Origin of the sequence: Photobacterium angustum (genome assembly GCF_003026365.1) — a bacterium.
Taxonomy (GTDB): Bacteria; Pseudomonadota; Gammaproteobacteria; order Enterobacterales; family Vibrionaceae; genus Photobacterium; species Photobacterium angustum.
Map to the genome: position 1 here is coordinate 191,297 of NZ_PYOM01000005.1, position 21,323 is coordinate 212,619.

The window sequence follows — 21,323 nt, forward strand, 5'->3', positions numbered from 1 at the left end:
CACTTATTTAGTAGTCTTCATCAATCTCGGGAGTACATTCTTCGCAACTTTGTAAAGCAATCTCGTGTTTAAACATTGCAACACCTTCTGATGTCATATGCTCTGAAGTGAGATCATTAACTTCGGTTGAATCTTCTGAATTAACTTGGCCATGGTTAATTTCATGTTCAGAATAACCATAATAGTTAAGTAACAAATAATCACGAGCTTCATCTTCTGAACATATGATACTGACTGAAAAATACTCTTCGTAGTCTGTATCTGATTGAGATAGTACGTTTTTTATCTGTTCGAGAACATCATCTTTCATACTTGGTGTAAACCATCCAAGTTCAGTTTTCGCCATTCGTTTATGACAGATAAAGCAAGGTAAATCTTCGCTGTAATATTTAAAGTTAGTCATTGTGAAACTCCATAAAAGAGGTACACGACAAAATATTCCTAATATAAATAAATTAATAGCTATAAAAATGGAATTTTGTGTTGCGGTTTGAGCTTTTATTCTATAAATAATAACGTTATCGAGATCATATATTTTATAAATATAACCTCTCTACTAATTTAACTGACTCAAGATCACAAGTTAACAACTTAATTACATACTTTATATTTTTAATAGCTATTCTTAAAAGTCACAAATTGAATGCTTAACAGGATGTAAGATAAGCATTGCTCTTAAAAGGATTAGGAGGTTCAATCGAAATGGAAAATAATAAAGACACAAAAAATAAATGGATTATACCCACAGGGATCAGCTTACTTATGGCTGTACTTGGTGTTGTTATACTATCTCCATTTATTAACATTTAATTTAAATGGGGAGTTTCTTCTCCCCATTTACTTCTTACTAAAAATTAACTTACAGATTTCATATTGAATGGATAATAATATTTTGGCATTTCAGAAAGCCTGTTAATATTATTTTGTTCTTTTTCTGTTAATACTAAATTATCTCTTTCACCGTATAAAGCAGATTGAAATATAAGCCAACTATTAAGAAATAATTTATCTCCTGTTTTGGCTGTATAATCCAATAACTTATATGTAAAATCTTTTTCTTTTTTTATAACACACCGTTGAAGAGCCGCATTATTCAATTCATTAAGTATTATCTTTTTTCTTTCTAAAGGTAGACTGCTTAACCATGGATCATTAATAGGTTTTAATTTTCTATTTTCAAGTAATTGACATTGATGAATTTGGTTCTCATATTCTTGCTTAACTTTTAACAACTGCATTTTCTCTGAAGCGCCATTCATACTTAATGAAAATGAAGGAAAAGAGATAATTAAAAATATATACAGTAAATTATACACTTATAGCTACTCAATAAAAAATAATGATTCAGTGAGAAACATTAATTAAATGATGTTTTATATATCAGACGGCAACCTTACAACAATAATTAATGTAAAACAATAAAGATATTTATCGATAAAAAATACAAATTATAACCATAAAAAATTCTTGTTTAAATTGTTAGATTTTCATTTTAATTTGATTGTTTAAACTCATTTTTTACTACAAAATAATCTCAATTAATAACGCTGTCTTTTTCATATATACTATGTTTAGGGATAAAATAATGCATTTCGAACAGCAATTAGCCTTAGCGCATCAAGAATTAACTCGTTATGGTATTCAGGCATCGAATAGTCATCCTATAAGTTTTCAATTATTGCACTGGTCAGGTTTACAAGCGCCTCTCCCTCATTATGGTCATTTCAAAACCAACTTTTCCATTTTTTCTGCATGGTATAGCCTTATTTTTGCGATCATTTTCATTCTTGCAGAAATAATTAGTGACACGCCTATTGCTCTCATTTCGGCTATTTTTACCTCTTTATTTGCAGGTCTAACTGCAGGAATTTCAATGGCTACTTATTATTACTACAGTGCTAAACGTTTTAATTTGAGCCCTTGGCACCAGTTAAAATAGTATTAATTGTAGACCCAAACACGACTTCCTTTATTTCTGGTTTATTCCCCTCCCTATTAAGCTATGCATAAAACGCATGGCTTAAATGCATTTTATTCATTTGTTTAGAAAATTTATCTCTATATTATCCGCCGCTCGCATTTTAACGCACGCTGCACACTAAAATTTAGAGACAATCATGTTTTCACAATCAACACCTGCACAACTTATTCGCATGCTTGCGCTCCTTGTTATCACTTTGGTTGCTGTTCATCATTGCCAACCATTATTAGATGCCCTGGCTAAACATGCGACAAATGGCGGCTGCCACCAACAAAACATGATGGATGATGAGCAACCTATGCCTCACCATCACATGCATTAGTTATCAACACTTCCCTATTAATACGATTCACTTATACGAGTACCCTTAATGAGTATTTTTCGCTTTCCTCTCCTAGTTTGGTTAGGTATTGGCATTTTAATTTTTAGCCTAGGGATCAGGCAGTCTTTCGGTATTTTTATGATGCCCATATCTGACACTTTTGGCACAGGACGTGAGTTTTTCAGTTTTGCTATCGCCTTACAAAACCTATTATTTGGCTTTTTCCAACCTTTTATCGGCATGGCATCTGATCGTTTTGGCTCAAAGAAAATCATCATCGGTGGTGCTATTGCGTATGGGTTAGGTTTATATCTTACCTCTATCGCAACCGAGCCAAGCATGCTGTATTTGAGTATCGGTGCATTAATTGGCTTAGGCTTAAGTGCAACAAGCTACGTGATTATTTTAGGGTCTATTGCTCGTGTTGTTCCCGCAGAGCACACAGCAAAGGCCTTTGGTTTAACCACATCAGCAGGATCATTTGGTATGTTTGCCGTGATCCCAGGTGCTCAAGCGTTACTTAATCAATTTGATTGGCAAACAGCAATGCAAATATTCGCCCTGCTTTGCTGCATGATGATCGCTTTTGCTGCCTTTATGAAAACCGCTAATGAAGATAGCTCTAGCAATACACCTGAGGTTGACGATAGCCAAACATTAGCAGAAGCCTTAAAGGAAGCATTTCAAAATAAAAGCTATTGGTTAATTCACTTAGGTTTCTTTGTCTGCGGTTTTCACGTTATGTTTATCGCGACGCACTTACCAAGCTATTTAGCAGATAAAGGTTTACCTGCACAAACAGCCGCTATGGCGCTGGCCTATGTCGGTATCTTTAATATCTTCGGATCTTATTTCTGGGGAATTATGGGGGACCGATTCGACAAACGCTATGTAATGACATCACTCTACCTTGTAAGAACAGTTGTTATTGCAGCGTTCGTTACACTGCCTGTAACTGAAAACACAGCGGTTATTTTTGGTGGGGCTATAGGGTTTTGCTGGTTAGGGACTGTGCCATTAACTTCTGGTTTAGTTCGACAAATATTCGGTGCGAGATACTTATCTACTTTGTACGGTCTGGTTTTCTTTACTCACCAAGTGGGGAGTTTTTTAGGTGCTTGGGTCGGTGGGCGTATTTACGACTATTACCATTCATACACACCTATCTGGTGGCTAACCGTTGTTATGGCATTTATTGCTGCGCTAGTGCACTTACCTATTAACGATAAGCCTCTTCCTCGTTTACTTGCTCACCACGCAAGTTAAACACACAAAAAGCCCTACTAATTTTCATTAATAGGGCTTTATTCAACTCTTTCTAATTGAAAGTATCTTCGTCGATTACTTGTTTAAGTACTCGCCTTGACGAAGTGCTTCAATACGTTTTTCTAGTGGCGGGTGAGTCATGAATAATTCAGATAATGACTTCTTACCATTAATACCAAACGCCATCATTGAACCTTCTAATTGTGGCTCGTGGCTCACTTTTAGACGTTCAAGCGCTGCAATCATTTTCTCACGACCAACAAGCTTTGCAGAACCAGCATCAGCATAGAATTCACGATGACGGCTGTACCACATTGTTAGAATACTTGCTAAGAAACCAAATAGAATTTCCATGATGGTTGATACGATAAAGTATGTCATGTAGCTACCGCCACTTTCACCTTCTTCATCGCTATTGTTCACACCACTGATTGCGCCAGCAACTAAACGTGAAACGAAAATAACAAAGGTATTCACAACACCTTGCATTAACGTCATTGTTACCATGTCACCATTAGCCACGTGACTCACTTCGTGAGCAAGCACAGCTTCAGCTTCATCACGTGTCATACTGTGTAATAAACCTGTAGAAACGGCTACAAGTGAATCATCACGCTTCGCACCTGTTGCGAATGCGTTAATATCTGGTGAATCATAAATCGCGACTGTTGGCATACCAATACCCGCCTGTTGTGCTTGGCGAGATACTGTTTCTATCAACCAGTGTTCTGTTTCGTTACGTGGGCTTTCGATAACCACACCACCAACAGAACGAAGGGCCATTGACTTTGACATCATCAAAGAAACCAATGAACCACCAAAACCAAATAGTGCAGCCATAACTAGCAAACCAGAAAGGCTACCGGGTTGCATCCCTGTTACAGCATAAACAATGTTCAATACAACACTGAACACCAGCATTACTGCTAAGTTTGTTAATAAAAACAATGCAATACGCTTCATATTTCTAATATTCTCCACTTAGAAATTATTTCAATTCCTACCGTTATCAGTAGAATCGATGCTATCTCTTAATACTGACTCTATACTAAACAAAGTCTGTAACTTAACACTATATTCAATGAATATACGTATGATTTAAAGAGTTTAATTGTTACTAATTCTTTATATATGTTCAAAGAGGCAATTTATCAATAGCGAACACAGACAAAGGTTTTGCTTTATTTATTTAATATAGTCAATCTATGACCTTCTTTTATCCTCAACTCTCCCATTAATATAAAATTAATTTCATATTTTTTATGAGCAAGTACTTAATTTTATCAACAGGTTACGCTCAATGGATGTGCAATATGTTACTTATTAGACTTTAGTCTTATTGCCTCAGAAAACATTCTCGACTATTGTGATTGTGTTTATATTATACAAAACTTTGAACCAGGGAGGATTCATGGCTAGTAAAGAGAATTACCAAGTTGCCGTCGATATTTTACGTTGTCACCTTGGCATGTCTTTAGAAGAAGCTCATAAAGAGCTGGGTATTGATCAGGTAGCAACATCGTCAGCAACAGAAACACAAGAATTACTCATTGGCCTTAACCAAGATAATTAATTGTGTAATACCGCTCAGTTATACAGAAAAAGGCACTCAATGAGTGCCTTTTTCTTATTCTTTTTATAAAAAAACATGATTAAACGCTATAACACAAGCTTTTCTAATTGAATATACGATGATAAATCACGCTTATTAATACCTGGCATATAGGGAATTTCACCTAATTTCACACCTGGTAAATTAAGCTCTAGCATTTTTATCATTTCTGCGTAATTTTCAACCCCAGGATTAACACGATTAGCAACCCAGCCAACCAGTTCTAAACCGTCAGCTTCAATAGCTTCAGCCGTTAGCATCGCGTGGCTTAAACAACCTAATTTAATGCCTACCACTAAAATTACAGGCAACTTTTCTCGTTTAACCCATGTAGATAAGAAATCGGTACGTGTAACGGGCACACGCCAACCACCCGCCCCTTCCACTAATACCACATCAGATTTAGCTTTAAGATGCGCTAAGCTCTGTGAAAGCACATCAAAATCAATTGTTTTACCTTCTCTTTCTGCAGCCAAGTGCGGAGAGACTGGCTCTTTAAACGTATAAGGGTTCACTTCTTGATAAGTAAGCTCAACCGGTGAGGCTTCTTGTATAAATAAAGCATCTGAATTGCGAAGTCCTTCAGCTGTTTCTTCACTGCCAGAAGCGATAGGCTTATAACCTGCCATTTGAATATTGCGCTGACTGGCCGCTTGTAAAATAGCGCGGCTACTGACTGTTTTACCGACTTCGGTATCCGTTCCAGTAAGGAAAAAAGCATTAGTCATTAATTAAAACTCCAAAACAAACTTGATAAGTGGCGGGTAATAAATGGCTTTCATCACGATAGGCATCATAGGCATGCTCTAACGCACTCAGTGTTTGACGACCTAATAACACATTTTTCCTTTTTTGTTGCAAATGTGTAGCGCCAATGCCTTTTAGATCTTTCATTAACGCCAATGCTGATGGGTAATGAATGACTATGGGTGAGAATACTAATTTATCTACCTGTATTCCTGTTTGCGCCAGCGCAACTTTTATTTCATTTTCTGTTTTAAAATCATTAACATGTTGATGTTGATCAACTTGTGCCCATGCATCTTTTAACTCATATAACGAGCCATCAACCAGCGTTGTGAAAAAGATCATACCGCCCGGTCGAACAATACGTTTTAATTCTTTAAGTGGTAAAGCTAAATCATCACACCACTGTAACGCCAAGCTACTAAAAGCAATATCATAGCTATTGTCTGCCAATGGCAAATTTTCAGCATCAGCCAATAGATAATCACAGTCGCTATTACAGCGTTGTTTTGCTTGCATCAACATTTCTGAAGACAGATCTGCAGCTGTCACATTAAAGCCAAGCTTTACCAGCTCCGCACTAAAATAGCCTGTTCCACAACCTATATCGATCGCTTTTTTATGGCTTCCTACGGCATGAAGATGAGGTAATTCCTCTAATAATAAATGCCCAACTTTACGTTGAAATGCCGCTGCGTTATCGTAATTTTTCGCCGCTTTACCAAAAGCCGATGCAACCGCTTGTTTATCTATTGGCACCGCAGGCTCGGTATTAAACGCCGTATTAAATTTATCCATTATATTGCTCATTAATCACCTCATTTAATGATGCAGCAAGCAGACGAATATCCTTATCGTTATGTGTTGCTGTTAATGTGACGCGAAGACGAGCTGTATTTTGAGGAACCGTCGGAGGACGAATAGCACCCACCCATAATCCACGCTGTTTTAACTGCCCAGATATCGCGATAGTTTGTTCACTACTACCAATAACTATCGGTTTTATAGGGGTAATGGTGTGCTGCAACGGTATAGCAGAATCGAGTTGCTGGGTGAACAAATCACTTAACGCTGTTAATTTTTCTCGTCGCCAAGGTTGTTGTTGTATTACTTCACATGCCTTACTTAATGCATAAGCTTGAGCTGGCGGCATCGCTGTTGAATAGATGAAGTGTCGTGCAAACTGAATTAAATATTCAGCAGTATCGTTATCACATAATATTGCAGCGCCTTGAAGCCCAAACGCTTTGCCGAAAGTGATCAGTAAAATATCTGCTTTTATTCCGCTCGCAGCACAACTCCCTTTTCCTTCATCACCAAGAACACCACACCCATGTGCATCATCAACCACTAACCAACTTTTTTGTTTATCACAAACACGACGTAATGCTTTAAGCGGTGAACAATCACCATCCATGCTAAATACGCCTTCTGTAATCACCATTCGTGCTTGCTTAGGTTCGAGGATTTGTTTATCAAGTAATCTATCTAGAGCATCAATATCATTGTGTGGAAAACGCTTCATCATTGCTGGTGATAACATTCCCGCTTCCATCAATGAAGCATGATTCAACTTATCTTGATAAACACTATCGTGCTTTTGTAATAGCGTAAAAAGCAAAGCTTGATTTGCGCTAAAGCCGCTACTGAAAAGTAACGCCCTGTCATAACCGAGCCATTCCGATAATTGTGCTTCTAAATTTGCATGGGGAGAGTGGTAACCTGTCACTAATGGTGATGCGCCACTGCCAGCACCATATAGACTCAACCCTTGCTGCCATGCTTCGATAATTTCAGGTGACTGTGCTAATCCCAAATAATCATTACTTGAAAAGTTAACAAATGATTGTTGATCCGCAGTAATATGTCCTGAATCATTACCCTGCTTACGAGATAAACAAGTACGGCTACGATAAAGCCTTTGTTTATCTCGCTCAGCTAACGCATGGCGAAAACGTTGACTAAACAGAGGCATCGTAAAAGATGTCATCTTTAGTCGGGCGCGATGCCACACGTTGTGCCACTTTGCCTAATAATTCATGTTCTTGAACTTCATCAGGTTTTGCTGCTTGTTGCTCACTGTTAATTCCTAACTTAGCAAACAACTGCATGTCTTTATCTTCACCTGGATTCGGTGTTGTCAGTAATTTACAACCATAGAACACAGAATTAGCACCCGCCATGAAACAAAGCGCTTGCATCTGATCATTCATGTCTTCACGACCGGCTGATAGACGTACCGCTGACATCGGCATAATAATACGAGCAACCGCAATAATACGAATAAAGTCAAAAGGATCGACATCATCAACACTTTCTAACGGTGTCCCTTTCACTTTCACCAACATATTAATCGGTACACTTTCAGGGTGAACAGGCAGATTCGCTAATTCAACTAATAATCCAGCACGATCACGTGAGCTTTCACCCATTCCAATGATCCCACCAGAACAAATTTTCATCCCAGCATCACGAACATGAGATAACGTATCAAGTCGATCTTGATAAGTACGTGTGGTGATAATATTGCCGTAGTATTCAGGGGATGTATCAAGGTTATGGTTGTAATAATCTAAACCAGCGTCGGCAAGCGTATCGGCTTGATCACTGGTGATCATACCCAGCGTCATACACGTCTCTAAACCCATTTCTTTTACGCCTTTAACCATATCGAGTAGATACGGCATGTCACGCTCTTTCGGGTTCTTCCAAGCCGCTCCCATACAGAAACGGGTTGCGCCTGATTGCTTTGCTTTAGTTGCAGCGTCTAGGACACGCTCAACTTCCAATAAGCGTTCCTTATTTACATCTGTACGGTAATGAGCACTCTGTGGACAATACTTACAATCTTCAGGACATGCACCTGTTTTAATTGAAAGCAAAGTACTGACTTGTACTTGATTCGGCTGATGATATTGACGATGTACTTGCTGTGCTTCAAAGACTAAATCCATAAATGGTTTATCGAATAAAGCTTGGACTTCCTCTACTGTCCAATTATTACGTACTTCCACAGTCTGACCTCAATTATAGTTATCTTACGACTCACAAGGACTTGCTCGATCCTTCCTGTTTATCTGATGTTTCACAGTTCTAGTTGTTAACGTCTTGTTTCACTTTTACTAAGTAAAAAGTTATTAAATGATAACTCTATGAACTATTACTACTTGGCTAGTCTACTAACAGTGCGTAGACTGTCAACTATGGATAATAACAGAGGTTTACATCTGTGCAAAAAGCGAACAATATAGATATTGATTTTGATAAAGAACACGTTTGGCATCCCTATACATCAACAGTAACCCCCCTACCTTGCTACCCTGTTACGTCAGCCCAAGGGGTTTATCTCACTCTTGAAGATGGCACTCAGTTAATCGATGGTATGTCATCATGGTGGTCGACCATTCATGGTTATAACCATCCGGTTTTGACTGAAGCGGCAAAAGCGCAGCTTGATAAAATGTCACATGTGATGTTTGGTGGTATCACCCACCAGCCAGCCGTTGATCTGTGTAAAAAGCTCATTGCTATCACCCCAGATCCTTTAGATAAAGTGTTTCTTGCCGATTCTGGCTCTGTTGCCGTTGAAGTTGCTCTTAAAATGGCATTGCAATATTGGCACGCACAAAATGAATCTCGTGCAAAATTCTTAACTGTCAGCCATGGTTATCACGGTGATACTTTTGCAGCAATGTCTGTAACTGATCCCACTAATTCCATGCACAGCATTTATAAAGGTTTTTTACCTGAGCATATTTTTGCCAAATCGCCAGAATGTGGATTTGGGGATGATTGGGATGAAACAGACATTGCTGACTTTGAAGAAAAAATGCGTCTTCATCATCAAGATCTAGCTGCGGTGATTATTGAACCCATTGTTCAGGGTGCAGGTGGCATGCGTTTCTATCATCCAACGTATTTAAAACGTATTCGTGAGCTCTGTGATAAATACAATGTTTTACTTATTGCTGATGAGATTGCTGTCGGATTTGGTCGAACAGGTAAATTATTCGCCTGCGAACACGCAGAAATAAACCCTGATATTATGTGCTTGGGTAAAGCGTTAACGGGTGGATATATGACCTTGTCAGCCACTCTGACCACCAAGCATGTCGCCGATACCGTTTGCAGCGGTGAAGCGCAATGCTTTATGCATGGACCAACATTTATGGGGAATCCCCTTGCTTGTGCCGTCGCAAACGCCAGTTTAGATTTATTAGCAGAAAATAAATGGCAACAACAAGTCAAAAATATAGAGCAGCAATTATCGCTGGAACTTCCGTTAATTGCAGAACTTGAAAATGTAAAATCTGTCCGTTGGTTAGGTGCTATTGGTGTGGTTGAACTACATCACCCAGTTGAAATAAAAAGTATTCAAGAGAAGTTTGTCCAACAAGGCGTATGGGTTCGACCCTTTGGCAAACTTGTCTATATTATGCCGCCTTTCATTATTAGCTCTTCACAGCTAACACTACTGACGACAGCAATTAAAAAAGTTATAAGTTCAATATAACGGTCATTAATCTTAGCTAAAATATCGCATGATTTATCAAAAAGCAGACAAAAATCTTATTTATGTCTGCTTATACTTTACGTCATGATGCCAGTACTAAAAAATAATAATAATTTAAGTACTGTATCGAAGAGAGTACGTCAGCTAGGGCTAAAATTATGCAAATACCTCTGTTTCCACTAGATATTTATCTATTACCAGGCGGGGTCAGCAAATTAAGGATCTTTGAACCTCGTTATATCAAACTGGTAAAAATTGCAGCAACAAACAAATATGGATTCGGTTTGTGCATGTCAATCGATAATACGATCTGCCACTTTGGCACACGCGTAGTTATCACTGATTTTGATTCTTTACCAGACGGTGTCTTGAGTATCACAATTCAAGCCGTTGAGTTATTTCTTATTGACGATCATTGGCGTGATGAAGATGGCCTTCATTTGGGCAGGATATCTTCCGTTCCTAATTGGCAAAGTACTGATATTAACTATACCGATCTTGAGATAGCTAACAGCCTTAAAGTACTTTTCCAAGAACATCCAGATCATGCAAGTTATTACCCTACCCCTAATTTTGAAGACATGACATGGGTATGTCAGCGCTGGCTTGAAATTTTACCCTTAGAAGTCAACCAAAAGCAGTGGTTCATGAGCCGAAACGACCATACTGCCGCCTTATCTTTTCTACACACTGTAATTGATGATAATTTGCAAAAAAATGATCCATAACTAAATAAATGACGTATCACTATGTAACCATTCACTATTTATATCAATACACATTGAGATTATGTCTATTATTACATACCCTAATTCTCAATCTAGTCATCATTATAGGTTGAGAACACCCACAATGAATGAGATCAGTATTGAGCAACAAAAACAATTACTCGTTAGTGTAGCAACAGACCGTGACAAAACGGCTTTTGCCGCTATATTTTCTCATTTTGCGCCCAAAATCCGCTCTTATGGTTTGAAACACCTTAAGCAAGAAGCTAATGCGATGGAGCTTGTTCAAGAAACAATGCTTACTGTTTGGCGTAAAGCACATCTTTTTCATCCTGAGAAAGGTGCAGTATCAACATGGGTTTACACAATAATGCGTAACCAATGCTTTGATATTTTACGTAAGCGCCAAGCAACAAAAGAAGATAATTATAGTGATGATATTTGGCCTATTTTTGAGCAGAAACTCGTCACAACATCTGATGACCCAAGTAACGAACAACTCAATGGTGAGCTCGTTACATTAATAGCAACATTACCAAAAAATCAACAAGTTGTAGTGAATGAAATTTATCTCAATCAGCGTTCACATCAAGAACTTGCTGACCAGCTAGGACTCCCAGTGGGTACCGTAAAATCGAGGTTACGCTTAGGCTTGCAAAAGCTGCGTTTGCATTTGGAGAATGACGATGCCTACTAATAACATATCGTTTATTAAACATCACCCCAGTAAACAATTACTTGAGCAACATATAGAAGGTAAATTACCGCTTTCTATGGCACTGGCTGTAGCGGCACATATTGAACTTTGCCCTCATTGCCAACAATTAGAGTTACAATTAACGCCTCAAATTGCCAATGCTGCTTGGGCACAGTCAAAAGTCGCACAACGTGATTTAGAGCAAGACATAAACGTTGACGCATGTTTTTCTGCCATGCTGAGTGATATTACAGAGAGTAGTGATGGCAATACGTCATACCATGAGTCAGAGCCTCTTTCTATTGAATGTAAAGGAATGACATATACCTTACCGAGAGCATTCACTAAATTTCATCAGTTAAACTGGCGCAATTTAGGGAAAATTAGTCGTGCTAGATTACCCTTTGAAGAAGCTGAAGTAAGATCTAGCTTATTACATATAGGCAAAGGCGGTACTATCCCAACTCATACTCATAAAGGCTACGAACTTACGCTGTTACTTGCTGGAGATTTTGAAGATGAAAACGGGCACTATGTCGCTGGTGATTTTATCTTACTTGATGAGTCACATTCAGGACACAGCCCAAAAACCTCCGAAGGATGCCTTTGCTACACCGTGTCAAATGCTCCACTTCATTTTACCCAAGGTGTGAGTCAGTTATTTAACAGCATAGGTAAAGTCATCTACTAATACTTATTTAGAGCCTCTTAACTAAAATGCCTGATGGCTAGGAAAACAGTTGAGAGGCTCTACACCCCCATTCATTTATTGATTTAATGTATTTACAATTTTTTACTTTATTTCGATAATCTATATTTCACCCTACCATTCATTTATAAAATAAAACATAAAAACAACCTTATTTATAATATAAACAAAACAACATCGTTTTATATTTTAATTCTTATTTAAACATAAAATCGTATTTGTAGTTTAATTACTTCAAATATGATTTTATTTGAAAATAAGTCTTATTTTATTTTTTACTAAAGTTATCTATTATTCAAAAAACTGGCATCTTTATTAGGTTGGAATCGCAAAATATTTGTTTCCAATACTCACCTAATCAATTATTAAGCACACCCAAAAAAAAACAACATAACCAATTGATTATTAATAAAAACAAAAATAAGTATTAATGCATAATTATCAACTAACATCACATTTCTTTTATTATTCATCACCTTTTGGATTAAAAAATAGATAGTCATCATCTATTTCCAACCTAAAATACTCTTCCCACTGCGGTTATGCGTTCAGTTTTTACGTGTCACTCAGTAAATAATTAAAAATAACAACAAAACAATTTCGTGGGACAACGAAATAATCTAGGTGGGAAATATGTTAAATCTTGCAATATCGGTTATCCCTATTTTGCTTTTAATTTGGATGATGACAAAAAAGAATGCGTTGCCATCACATATCGCATTACCAGTGACAGCACTCATTGTTGGTTTTTTACAACTTGTCTATTTTGGTACAGACAGCCAACTTTTAGCCGCAAACGTCATTTCTGGTGCATTATCCGCGATAACGCCAATATCTATTATTGCTGGCGCTATTTTATTAAACCGTACATTGAATGTATCTGGTGCTGAAGATGTGATTCGTCAATGGTTAGAAGGCATCAGTAAGAATCAGGTAGGCCAGTTAATGATCATTGGCTGGGCGTTCGCTTTTATGATTGAAGGTGCATCGGGGTTTGGTACGCCTGCTGCGATTGCTGCGCCGATATTAGTCGGTCTTGGTTTTAATCCATTACGTGTAGCCATGCTAGCACTGGTTATGAATTCTGTTCCAGTCTCTTTTGGTGCAGTGGGTACACCTACATGGTTTGGTTTAGGTAACTTAGGACTACCCGATGCAGAATTGCTTGATGTCGGTCGCCTATCAGCAATTATGCACACAGCGGCAGCCGTGGTGATTCCAGTAATTACGCTTAAATTTGTTGTTAACTGGCAGCAAATAAAACGCAACTTTGTGTTTATCCAACTAAGCATTTGGTCATGCACTATACCTTATGTATGCCTAGCCCAGTGGAACTACGAGTTCCCAGCATTGATCGGTGGCGCAATTGGCTTAACGTTGTCGATTATTTTTGCCCGTTACAATATTGGTTTAGAAAGACAGACAAATGCTGAAAACGATAAAAAATTAGCAAAATTACCATTTGGTACTGTTTTTAAAGCAATGGCGCCAACACTATTACTGATTGTCATTTTAATTGTAACCCGTATTAAACAACTTGGTCTCAAAGGCCTATTAAATGACGCGACGCCGATGCTACATCTAAATTTAGGTTTTGCTGATTTACACCTTAGCCAAGCGTTAATCATTCAGCTTAGTAATATTTTAGGTACAGATACATCTTGGGCATATAAAACACTCTATGTTCCTGCATTAATTCCGTTTTTTGTTGTAGTGCTTATTTCAATTCCTTTCCTAAAGATGAATAAGCAGCAAACAAAACAAGTATTTAGTGATACCGCATTACGTATTAAAACACCGTTTATCGCCCTAGTAGGCGCGTTAATTATGGTCAAGTTTATGATGATTGGTGGAGAGCACTCACCAATTATGACTACGGGTAATGCCTTTGCTGATCTAATGGGTAAAAACTGGCAATACTGCGCTGCCTATTTAGGTGCGCTTGGTGCTTTTTTCTCAGGCTCCGCAACCGTTTCAAACCTAACCTTTGGCGCAATTCAGCAAAGTATTGCCCACAATGTTGGGTTAACTGAAACCACTATATTAGCCATGCAATCTGTTGGTGGTGCGATGGGTAATATGGTGTGTATTAACAATATTATTGCGGTATCAACCATTCTTGGTATTGCAAATAAAGAAGGCTACATCATTAAGCGTACAGTGATCCCTATGATTTTGTACGGTGTGATTGCAGCATGTGTCAGCATTTTTATCTAATTGTCCCTACATAACATTAGATAAATGATTGGCTTACTTTCGGGTAAGCCAATCTCGAATATGAACAATCAGGCGGTAACCCGCCACTGGAGCAATAAAATGAAGGTAAACTTTTTTGTCACCTGCCTAGGCGATACAGTAAAAGCTGAAGTAGCCAAAAAAACAGTAGGTTTACTAGAACAACTTGGCTGCGAAGTGATCTTCCCAGAACGTCAAGGTTGTTGTGGTCAGCCTGCATTAAATAGTGGCTACATTGAAAAAAGTAAGCCGGCAATGAAAAGTATGATCCAAGCATTTGAGATCAATGACTTCCCTATCGTAACACCAGCCGGTTCTTGTGCGGCTGCGCTTAAAAAGTACCCAGAGTATTTAGCAGATGAGCCAGAATGGGCAGAGCGTGCGAAAAAAGTCGCTGATCGTCTGTTCGAATTAACACAATTTGTTGTACGTCAACTAGGTGTTGAAAACGTCGGTGCTCGTCTTGAAGGTAAAGGTGTTTACCACCCTTCTTGTAGCTTGATCCGTAAACTTGGCGTACGTGAAGAACCTCTACTTCTTCTTAGCAACGTTGAAGGCCTTGAGCTTTTACCTATCGAAAACCAAGAAACATGTTGTGGTTTTGGCGGTACATTCTCTGTGAAAATGTCTGAAATCTCCGGTGAAATGGTGACAGAAAAAGTGCGTCACATTAAAGCAGCAGAGCCTGATTTCTTAATCGGCGCTGATATTAGCTGCTTATTAAATATTGGTGGTCGTATTAGTCGTGAAGGTCAACCAATCAAAGTGATGCACATTGTTGATGTGCTGATGAGTCGTTAAGAGGTCATTATTATGTCAATGAAAACAAGCAACCAAAAATTTAAAGATCGTATTCATGTAAAAATGAAAGACGAGTCTATGCGTGCCGCTGTTGCTAATGCACAAGAACGTATGTTCAAAAACCGCGCTGTTGCTGCGGAAAAACTAGGTAACTGGGAAGAGTGGCGCGAAATGGGTATGGATATCCGTAACCATGTGCTTGAAAACCTAGACTACTACCTACAACAACTTAGCGATAACGTTGAAAAGAACGGTGGTCATGTATTCTTTGCAGCAACAGCTGAAGATGCAACCAACTACATCGAAAAGATTATTCAGCAAAAGAATGCGAAAAAAGTTGTTAAGTCTAAATCCATGGTGACCGAAGAAATCGGTATGAACCAAGTGATTCAGCGTAATAACTGTGAAGTGATTGAAACCGACCTTGGCGAATACATTCTTCAAGTCGATGATTGTGATGCGCCATCGCACATCGTTGTACCTGCACTACATAAAAACCGTACTCAAATTCGTGAAGTTTTCAATAAAAAACTCGGTTACGAAGGCTCTTCTGATCCAGAAGAAATGACACGTTTTGTTCGTAAACATATTCGTCATGACTTCCTTGAAGCAGAGATCGGTATCACGGGCTGTAACTTTGCTATTGCAGAATCAGGCACAGTCACCCTTGTGACCAATGAAGGTAACGCGCGTCTTGCAACCAGCCTACCGAAAACACATATCGCAGTAATGGGTATGGAGCGTATCGTTCCTACTTTTGAAGAATTCGATATCCTAGCAAGCTTGCTATGTCGTAGTGCAGTAGGTCTGCCTCTAACGGGTTATGTAACAGCACTTACAGGTCCTCGTGAAGACGGTAACTGTGATGGCCCTGAAGAGTTCCACTTAGTGGTTGTTGATAACGGTCGTTCTAAAATTATTGGTTCTCAGTTCCGTTCTATCCTACGTTGTATCCGTTGTGCGGCGTGTGTTAACACATGTCCTGCATACCGTCATATTGGTGGTCAATCTTACGGTTCAATCTACTCAGGCCCTATTGGTGCGGTACTTTCACCACTACTTGGCGGCTATGAAGATTTTAAAGATCTACCAAACGCTTGTAGCTTATGTCGTGCTTGTCATGATGTATGTCCTGTTAAGATCCCACTGTCTGATTTGCTGCTTAAACACCGTCAAATCATGGGTGAAGAAAAAATCACAGATTCTATGGAGCGAGCTTCAGTCAGTGGATTTAGCTTTGTGAATGCTCACCCTGCACTATGGGATAAAACCGTTAAGATTGGTGCTATCGTTGCAGGTAAACTGATTAAAAATGGTCAATTACCATTTAAAGTTGGTCTATTAAACGCATGGACTCAAACGCGTGATTTACCAAACCCATCGGGTGAGTCATTCCGCAGTTGGTTTAAAAACAAAAATAAATAATTAAGGAGCTTTCCGTATGTCATCTCAAAATGAGCAACGCATTTATAATCGCGATAGTTTCCTTAACAACATCGCTAAACAACTTGGTCGTGACCGCATTACTACACCCGTAGAGCGTCCAAACCTTAAATATAACTGTCACAAAGAAGTATTTGCTGATAAATCACAAGATGAATTAAAAGATATCTTGGTTGAATACACGCAGTCTTCTTTAGGCGCTCAAGCTGTTGTGACAACAAAAGCACAGTTAACTGAAGCACTACGTAATGTTTGTTTCAAATACTGCAGCGAAGACGAAACAAACATTGATCCTGTTGGTGAAACCATTTTTACCGCAGATACTCGTCTACTTAACATTATTGACCCGAAAGATTTGAGCGCCGATAAGCATGGTGTTTACATTTGGGATCACTCGGCGGGTTACGAAGCAAACATCACAGTAGCAGAACGTGCAAAAGTCGGTGTTGTATTCGCTGAACAAGCGTTAGCAGAATCAGGCACAATGGTACTTTACAGCAACCCAGCACAGGGTCGCGCAGTAAGTCTATTACCAGAAGCATCTGTATTCGTTGTACCTAAAAGCTCAATCGTTGCTCGTTTAACACAAGCAACTGAGATTCTGCATCAAAAAGCCATGAACGGTGAGCGTGTACCTTCATGCGTAAACTTTATTTCAGGTCCGAGTTCGACAGCAGATATCGAGCTGATCAAAGTTGTTGGTGTGCATGGGCCCGTCTTTGCCACCTACATCATTATTGATGATATGTAAGCTTACTTATCACCAATAGTGATAGCAAACTAGTAGGATACTAGTGGTTAAGCACATTACGGGAATATGAATAACGCAGTCTTCGGGCTGCGTTTTTTTAACTAGAATTTAATCATTTTAAGTATATAATCCTTCGCCTATTAGGCTTTAAGTGGGATAAATAATGCCAGCTATCGATGATCTCGTTTTATTCACTCAAGTTATTGAACATGGCTCATTCAGTAAAGCTGCTGAACTCAATAATGTGACTAAATCCGTTGTTAGCAAGCGTATTAGTAAACTTGAAACCGAATTAGGCTTACAACTCATTTACCGCACCACACGAAAGCTAACACTCACTGAACCCGGTGAAGTGCTTTACCATCGTGCTAAAAGTATCAGCCATGTTGCTCAAGCTGCTTTTGACTCTGTTAAGGGTTACAGCGAAGCACTCTCTGGTAAAATTCGGATGTCAGTACCGACAATTTCAGGCGAATTAGTATTAGCAAAAGCCGTGTCTGATTTTTGTCAGAAACACCCCGGTCTTTCGGTTGATATGTCGCTAAACAATCACTTTGTCGATCTCGTTGCTGACAACTACGATCTGGTGATCCGTACCGGTTATCTCGAAGATTCAAGCCTAATCGCTCGTCATATTTTTAATTCGCGCTGGGTAATATGTGCCTCACCCGCTTATATTGAACATTATGGCAAGCCAGAAAAACCTAAAGATCTCAATTGTCATAACTGTCTAGGTTATAACCCTCAAAGTACTGGCCCTTTTGACTGGCAGTTTATTAAACAAAATAAAATTTACACTCAAAAAGTCAGCGGAAACTTTTCATCCGACAATGCGATCGCGTTGAAAAAAAATGTACTCGCAGGTAATGGTATCGCTTATCTACCAAATTGCTTAGTTCATGATGAATTAGAGCGTGGCGAGTTGGTTGAATTACTTTCGACGCATGCAGGTAAGGTGGTGGGAATTTATGCAGTCTATCCTTATACCAGAAAGCCCGCTAAACGGATTCAAGCACTGATTGAACATATTCGAGAAAGCTACATGGAAATTAAAGAAAAGTTCTAACTCCCATGCAATATCAATCAGTTATATCTAGAACAATTAACCATCTACGAGTTTCATCAATAGATGTCCATCGTACAACGCTTGTTTAACCAGCGCCGCTCCCGGCATCGTCGCTTGAGTATAAAAACAGCTTTCTTCTATTTCTAAGCCATCGAAATAAACAGGCAAGGTTTGCGAGCTAATACGATCCATAATCGCAGGGTAAAGCACGGATTTAGCACGATTAAACTCCCCTCCAATCAAAATGCGCTGAGGGTTAAATAAGTTAACCATTATCGCGATGGCTTGGCCTAAATTATGGCCTAACTCCACAATAATTTGTCGCGCTAAACTATCACCTTCCACTGCCGCATCACAAACTGACTCAATCGTTAAAGGCATATGATTAAGCATAGAGTCATGCCCTGCTTCAAGCTGCGTTTTCACTTGTTCTAAAATAGCCTGTAAACTCGCTACCGTTTCTAAGCAGCCGTGATTACCGCAAAAGCAACGTTTGCCAAACGGCTTAATTTGAATATGCCCAAGCTCACCTACGTTACCGGTTTTCCCTTGCAGCACGTTATCGTCAAGGACGATCCCCGCTCCCACGCCATGATGAATCGAAATCAAAATAGAGTTTGAAATACCACGAGAATTACCAAATAACTTTTCAGCTAAAGCCCATGAACGCGTGTCGTTGCCGATAAAAACAGGCAGCCCGGTTTCATTATGAATAATTTCACCCAAGGGTAAATTAGACACATTATAATGTGGCATCTGCAATACCATACCTTCACTAGAATTGACTAACCCCGGTAATGACACAGCAATCGCAGTTATTCTATCTAGCTCGCTGACATGATTGGCAAAGAAAATGTTTATTTCAGCTAATAACTTTTTAACCACATCTTCTTGATGAAGTTCTTCAATATCTTGACGTTCTTCTACTAAAATTTCGCCGCCAAGTTCATGTAAAGCAATAGTAAGATAACCACGCCCCAAACGAATAGATAAAAATTGCCATCCTTCATTAGCAGGAACTAGTCCAATCGCAGGTCGTCCACGGCTGCTAGGCTCTTGAAATTGCGTTTCTTTAATTAAATGCGCATCAATTAATTCACGGGTGATCTTAGTAATACTTGCGGGGGCAAGTTGACTGCGTTTAGACAATTCAATGCGCGAGATCGGCCCATACAAATCAATTAGTTTATATACGCTGCCGGCATTATTTCTTTTTATATGATCGATATGGCCTGGCTGAGCGACGTACATGTCGATACTCCTGAGAAAAATCAGCTGAAAAACCTTCGGAAGTTAATTTTTTTACTTTGCGAAGTAATTGTGAAGCCTCTTATCGTCAGTACGTGACAAGTATCACTATCAATGACTAAAGACATTGAGTTTCGCTTCTGCGATAATGAAAAAAAGGCTTTTTTGCCTACTATTTTTTTTAATTAGCGGATTTATTTCACGCAGTAACTTTTCTAATAATGGCCATGTTTCATTAACACTAGAATAGTGATAATCGTGAAAATAAGAGGTTCAACGTGTACAAAATTAACGAAGTATTCGAAACAATTCAGGGTGAAGGTGTATTTACTGGCGTACCTGCAATTTTTGTTCGATTACAAGTCTGCCCTGTTGGCTGCTCATGGTGTGACACCAAACAAACTTGGACAGCAGAGCCACAAGATTTAGTTAGCTTAGACCAGATCATGGCTAAAACTGGGGACTCACCGCTTTGGACTAATCTTGACGCTAATGGTGTAGTGCAATTATTACAAGATCAAAAATATACTGCTAAGCATGTTGTTATTACAGGCGGTGAACCTTGTATTTACGATCTTCGACCTTTAACTCAAGCACTAGAAGAGGCAGGTTTTAACTGTCAAATTGAAACCAGTGGCACATCTGAGATTCAAACTAGTGATAATACTTGGGTGACGGTATCGCCAAAAATTAACATGAAAGCAAAGTTGCCCGTTTTAGCTTCTTCCCTAGCGCGTGCTAACGAGATCAAGCACCCTGTCGGCACTAGCAAAGATATTGAACAACTTGATGCGCTCATTGATGGTGTTACGTTAAAACCTGATGTCACGATTGCGCTTCAACCTATCAGTCAAAAAACACGTGCAACAGAGCTATGTATTGAAACTTGTATTCAGCGTAACTGGCGTTTATCGATTCAAACACACAAATACCTAGCCATCGCTTAATCGCTCTATACTTTGCTTGATTTATAAAACACTTATCAAAAAAACCGCTTCGCTTTAATGTTTTACAACGCTAAAGCGAAGTGGTTTCTTGCAAATGACCGATAATTAACCAACTATCACCTCAAATTGCCTATTTCCTTCATCAATTTATCATTTGATTGATATCAATACTTGATGCTTGTCGTAAGAAAGGTAATATTGCTAATACATAAATATCTTTAAGCACGAGATACTTTAATTCCAAAGTCAGTGCCTAA

Annotated in this window: 22 protein-coding genes; 14 read left to right on the forward strand and 8 right to left on the reverse strand. The window is 38.8% G+C overall.

The window, feature by feature from the left end:
* Positions 1 to 7 precede the first annotated feature (7 nt).
* Positions 8 to 403: a hypothetical protein gene (locus tag CTN01_RS07135; RefSeq protein WP_005367289.1), complete on the reverse strand. Its 396-nt coding sequence runs from the start codon at positions 401 to 403 to the stop codon at positions 8 to 10.
* Positions 404 to 854: 451 nt separating this feature from the next.
* Positions 855 to 1,238: a hypothetical protein gene (locus tag CTN01_RS07140; RefSeq protein ID WP_045147861.1), complete on the reverse strand. Its 384-nt coding sequence runs from the start codon at positions 1,236 to 1,238 to the stop codon at positions 855 to 857.
* 347 nt (positions 1,239 to 1,585) lie between these two features.
* Here CTN01_RS07140 and CTN01_RS07145 point away from each other — a divergent pair, with 347 nt between their 5' ends.
* The 3 genes from CTN01_RS07145 to CTN01_RS07155 all read left to right on the forward strand — a co-directional run bounded on the left by CTN01_RS07145 (position 1,586) and on the right by CTN01_RS07155 (position 3,569).
* Positions 1,586 to 1,939: a DUF6404 family protein gene (locus CTN01_RS07145; RefSeq protein ID WP_005367285.1), complete on the forward strand. Its 354-nt coding sequence runs from the start codon at positions 1,586 to 1,588 to the stop codon at positions 1,937 to 1,939.
* Between the two features lie 178 nt (positions 1,940 to 2,117).
* Positions 2,118 to 2,303 (forward strand): hypothetical protein, encoded by a 186-nt coding sequence (locus tag CTN01_RS07150; protein ID WP_005367283.1) that lies wholly within the window; start codon positions 2,118 to 2,120, stop codon positions 2,301 to 2,303.
* Between the two features lie 48 nt (positions 2,304 to 2,351).
* Complete coding sequence (locus tag CTN01_RS07155) at positions 2,352 to 3,569, forward strand: MFS transporter (protein ID WP_045147863.1); 1,218 nt, start codon at positions 2,352 to 2,354, stop codon at positions 3,567 to 3,569.
* A gap of 75 nt (positions 3,570 to 3,644) precedes the next feature.
* On the opposite strand, the gene htpX is transcribed toward CTN01_RS07155, so the two are convergent.
* On the reverse strand, positions 3,645 to 4,532 hold the full coding sequence (htpX, locus tag CTN01_RS07160; protein WP_045147864.1) for a protease HtpX: 888 nt from the start codon (positions 4,530 to 4,532) through the stop codon (positions 3,645 to 3,647).
* A gap of 448 nt (positions 4,533 to 4,980) precedes the next feature.
* On the opposite strand from htpX, the gene CTN01_RS22740 reads away from it, so the two are divergent.
* Positions 4,981 to 5,142, forward strand: a complete 162-nt coding sequence (locus CTN01_RS22740; RefSeq protein ID WP_005367277.1) for a hypothetical protein — start codon at positions 4,981 to 4,983, stop codon at positions 5,140 to 5,142.
* A gap of 86 nt (positions 5,143 to 5,228) precedes the next feature.
* Here the strand turns inward: CTN01_RS22740 and bioD are convergent, their stop codons facing one another.
* The 4 genes from bioD to bioB are packed head-to-tail and all read right to left on the reverse strand — an operon-like array spanning position 5,229 to position 8,942.
* Entirely contained in the window at positions 5,229 to 5,909 is a 681-nt protein-coding gene (bioD, locus tag CTN01_RS07165) for a dethiobiotin synthase (protein ID WP_045147866.1), read from the reverse strand.
* On the reverse strand, positions 5,902 to 6,726 hold the full coding sequence (gene bioC, locus CTN01_RS07170; protein WP_080896162.1) for a malonyl-ACP O-methyltransferase BioC: 825 nt from the start codon (positions 6,724 to 6,726) through the stop codon (positions 5,902 to 5,904). The genes bioD and bioC overlap by 8 nt, the downstream gene beginning before the upstream one ends.
* On the reverse strand, positions 6,719 to 7,903 hold the full coding sequence (gene bioF / locus CTN01_RS07175; protein ID WP_045147869.1) for an 8-amino-7-oxononanoate synthase: 1,185 nt from the start codon (positions 7,901 to 7,903) through the stop codon (positions 6,719 to 6,721). The genes bioC and bioF overlap by 8 nt, the downstream gene beginning before the upstream one ends.
* Positions 7,890 to 8,942: a biotin synthase BioB gene (gene bioB, locus CTN01_RS07180; RefSeq protein ID WP_045147870.1), complete on the reverse strand. Its 1,053-nt coding sequence runs from the start codon at positions 8,940 to 8,942 to the stop codon at positions 7,890 to 7,892. The genes bioF and bioB overlap by 14 nt, the downstream gene beginning before the upstream one ends.
* A 215-nt stretch (positions 8,943 to 9,157) precedes the next feature.
* Between bioB and bioA the strand changes: the two genes are divergently transcribed.
* The 9 genes from bioA (at position 9,158) to CTN01_RS07225 (ending at position 18,871) form a co-directional block, all read left to right on the forward strand.
* Positions 9,158 to 10,441 carry an adenosylmethionine--8-amino-7-oxononanoate transaminase gene (gene bioA / locus CTN01_RS07185; RefSeq protein ID WP_045147872.1) on the forward strand — a complete coding sequence of 428 codons (1,284 nt, stop codon included), beginning with the start codon at positions 9,158 to 9,160 and terminating at the stop codon, positions 10,439 to 10,441.
* A 158-nt stretch (positions 10,442 to 10,599) separates the two neighbouring features.
* Complete coding sequence (locus CTN01_RS07190) at positions 10,600 to 11,169, forward strand: LON peptidase substrate-binding domain-containing protein (protein ID WP_045147873.1); 570 nt, start codon at positions 10,600 to 10,602, stop codon at positions 11,167 to 11,169.
* A 124-nt stretch (positions 11,170 to 11,293) separates the two neighbouring features.
* Positions 11,294 to 11,866, forward strand: a complete 573-nt coding sequence (locus tag CTN01_RS07195; RefSeq protein ID WP_045147874.1) for a sigma-70 family RNA polymerase sigma factor — start codon at positions 11,294 to 11,296, stop codon at positions 11,864 to 11,866.
* Entirely contained in the window at positions 11,856 to 12,557 is a 702-nt protein-coding gene (locus CTN01_RS07200; RefSeq protein ID WP_045147875.1) for a ChrR family anti-sigma-E factor, read from the forward strand. Before CTN01_RS07195 ends, CTN01_RS07200 begins: the two co-directional genes overlap by 11 nt.
* A gap of 651 nt (positions 12,558 to 13,208) precedes the next feature.
* Positions 13,209 to 14,792, forward strand: coding sequence for an L-lactate permease (locus tag CTN01_RS07205; RefSeq protein WP_045147877.1), 1,584 nt, complete (start codon positions 13,209 to 13,211; stop codon positions 14,790 to 14,792).
* Positions 14,793 to 14,891: 99 nt separating this feature from the next.
* Positions 14,892 to 15,611: a (Fe-S)-binding protein gene (locus CTN01_RS07210; protein WP_045147879.1), complete on the forward strand. Its 720-nt coding sequence runs from the start codon at positions 14,892 to 14,894 to the stop codon at positions 15,609 to 15,611.
* Positions 15,612 to 15,623: 12 nt separating this feature from the next.
* The gene (locus CTN01_RS07215) at positions 15,624 to 17,036 is read left to right on the forward strand and encodes a LutB/LldF family L-lactate oxidation iron-sulfur protein (protein ID WP_045127106.1); all 1,413 of its coding nucleotides are present in this window, start codon (positions 15,624 to 15,626) and stop codon (positions 17,034 to 17,036) included.
* 16 nt (positions 17,037 to 17,052) lie between these two features.
* The gene (locus tag CTN01_RS07220; RefSeq protein WP_045129601.1) at positions 17,053 to 17,805 is read left to right on the forward strand and encodes a LutC/YkgG family protein; all 753 of its coding nucleotides are present in this window, start codon (positions 17,053 to 17,055) and stop codon (positions 17,803 to 17,805) included.
* Positions 17,806 to 17,968: 163 nt separating this feature from the next.
* Positions 17,969 to 18,871: a LysR family transcriptional regulator gene (locus CTN01_RS07225; protein ID WP_045147881.1), complete on the forward strand. Its 903-nt coding sequence runs from the start codon at positions 17,969 to 17,971 to the stop codon at positions 18,869 to 18,871.
* Between the two features lie 36 nt (positions 18,872 to 18,907).
* Here the strand turns inward: CTN01_RS07225 and mlc are convergent, their stop codons facing one another.
* Positions 18,908 to 20,122, reverse strand: coding sequence for a sugar metabolism global transcriptional regulator Mlc (gene mlc / locus CTN01_RS07230; RefSeq protein WP_045147883.1), 1,215 nt, complete (start codon positions 20,120 to 20,122; stop codon positions 18,908 to 18,910).
* A gap of 275 nt (positions 20,123 to 20,397) precedes the next feature.
* On the opposite strand from mlc, the gene queE reads away from it, so the two are divergent.
* Positions 20,398 to 21,066: a 7-carboxy-7-deazaguanine synthase QueE gene (gene queE, locus CTN01_RS07235; protein WP_005367248.1), complete on the forward strand. Its 669-nt coding sequence runs from the start codon at positions 20,398 to 20,400 to the stop codon at positions 21,064 to 21,066.
* The last annotated feature ends 257 nt before the right edge of the window (positions 21,067 to 21,323 follow it).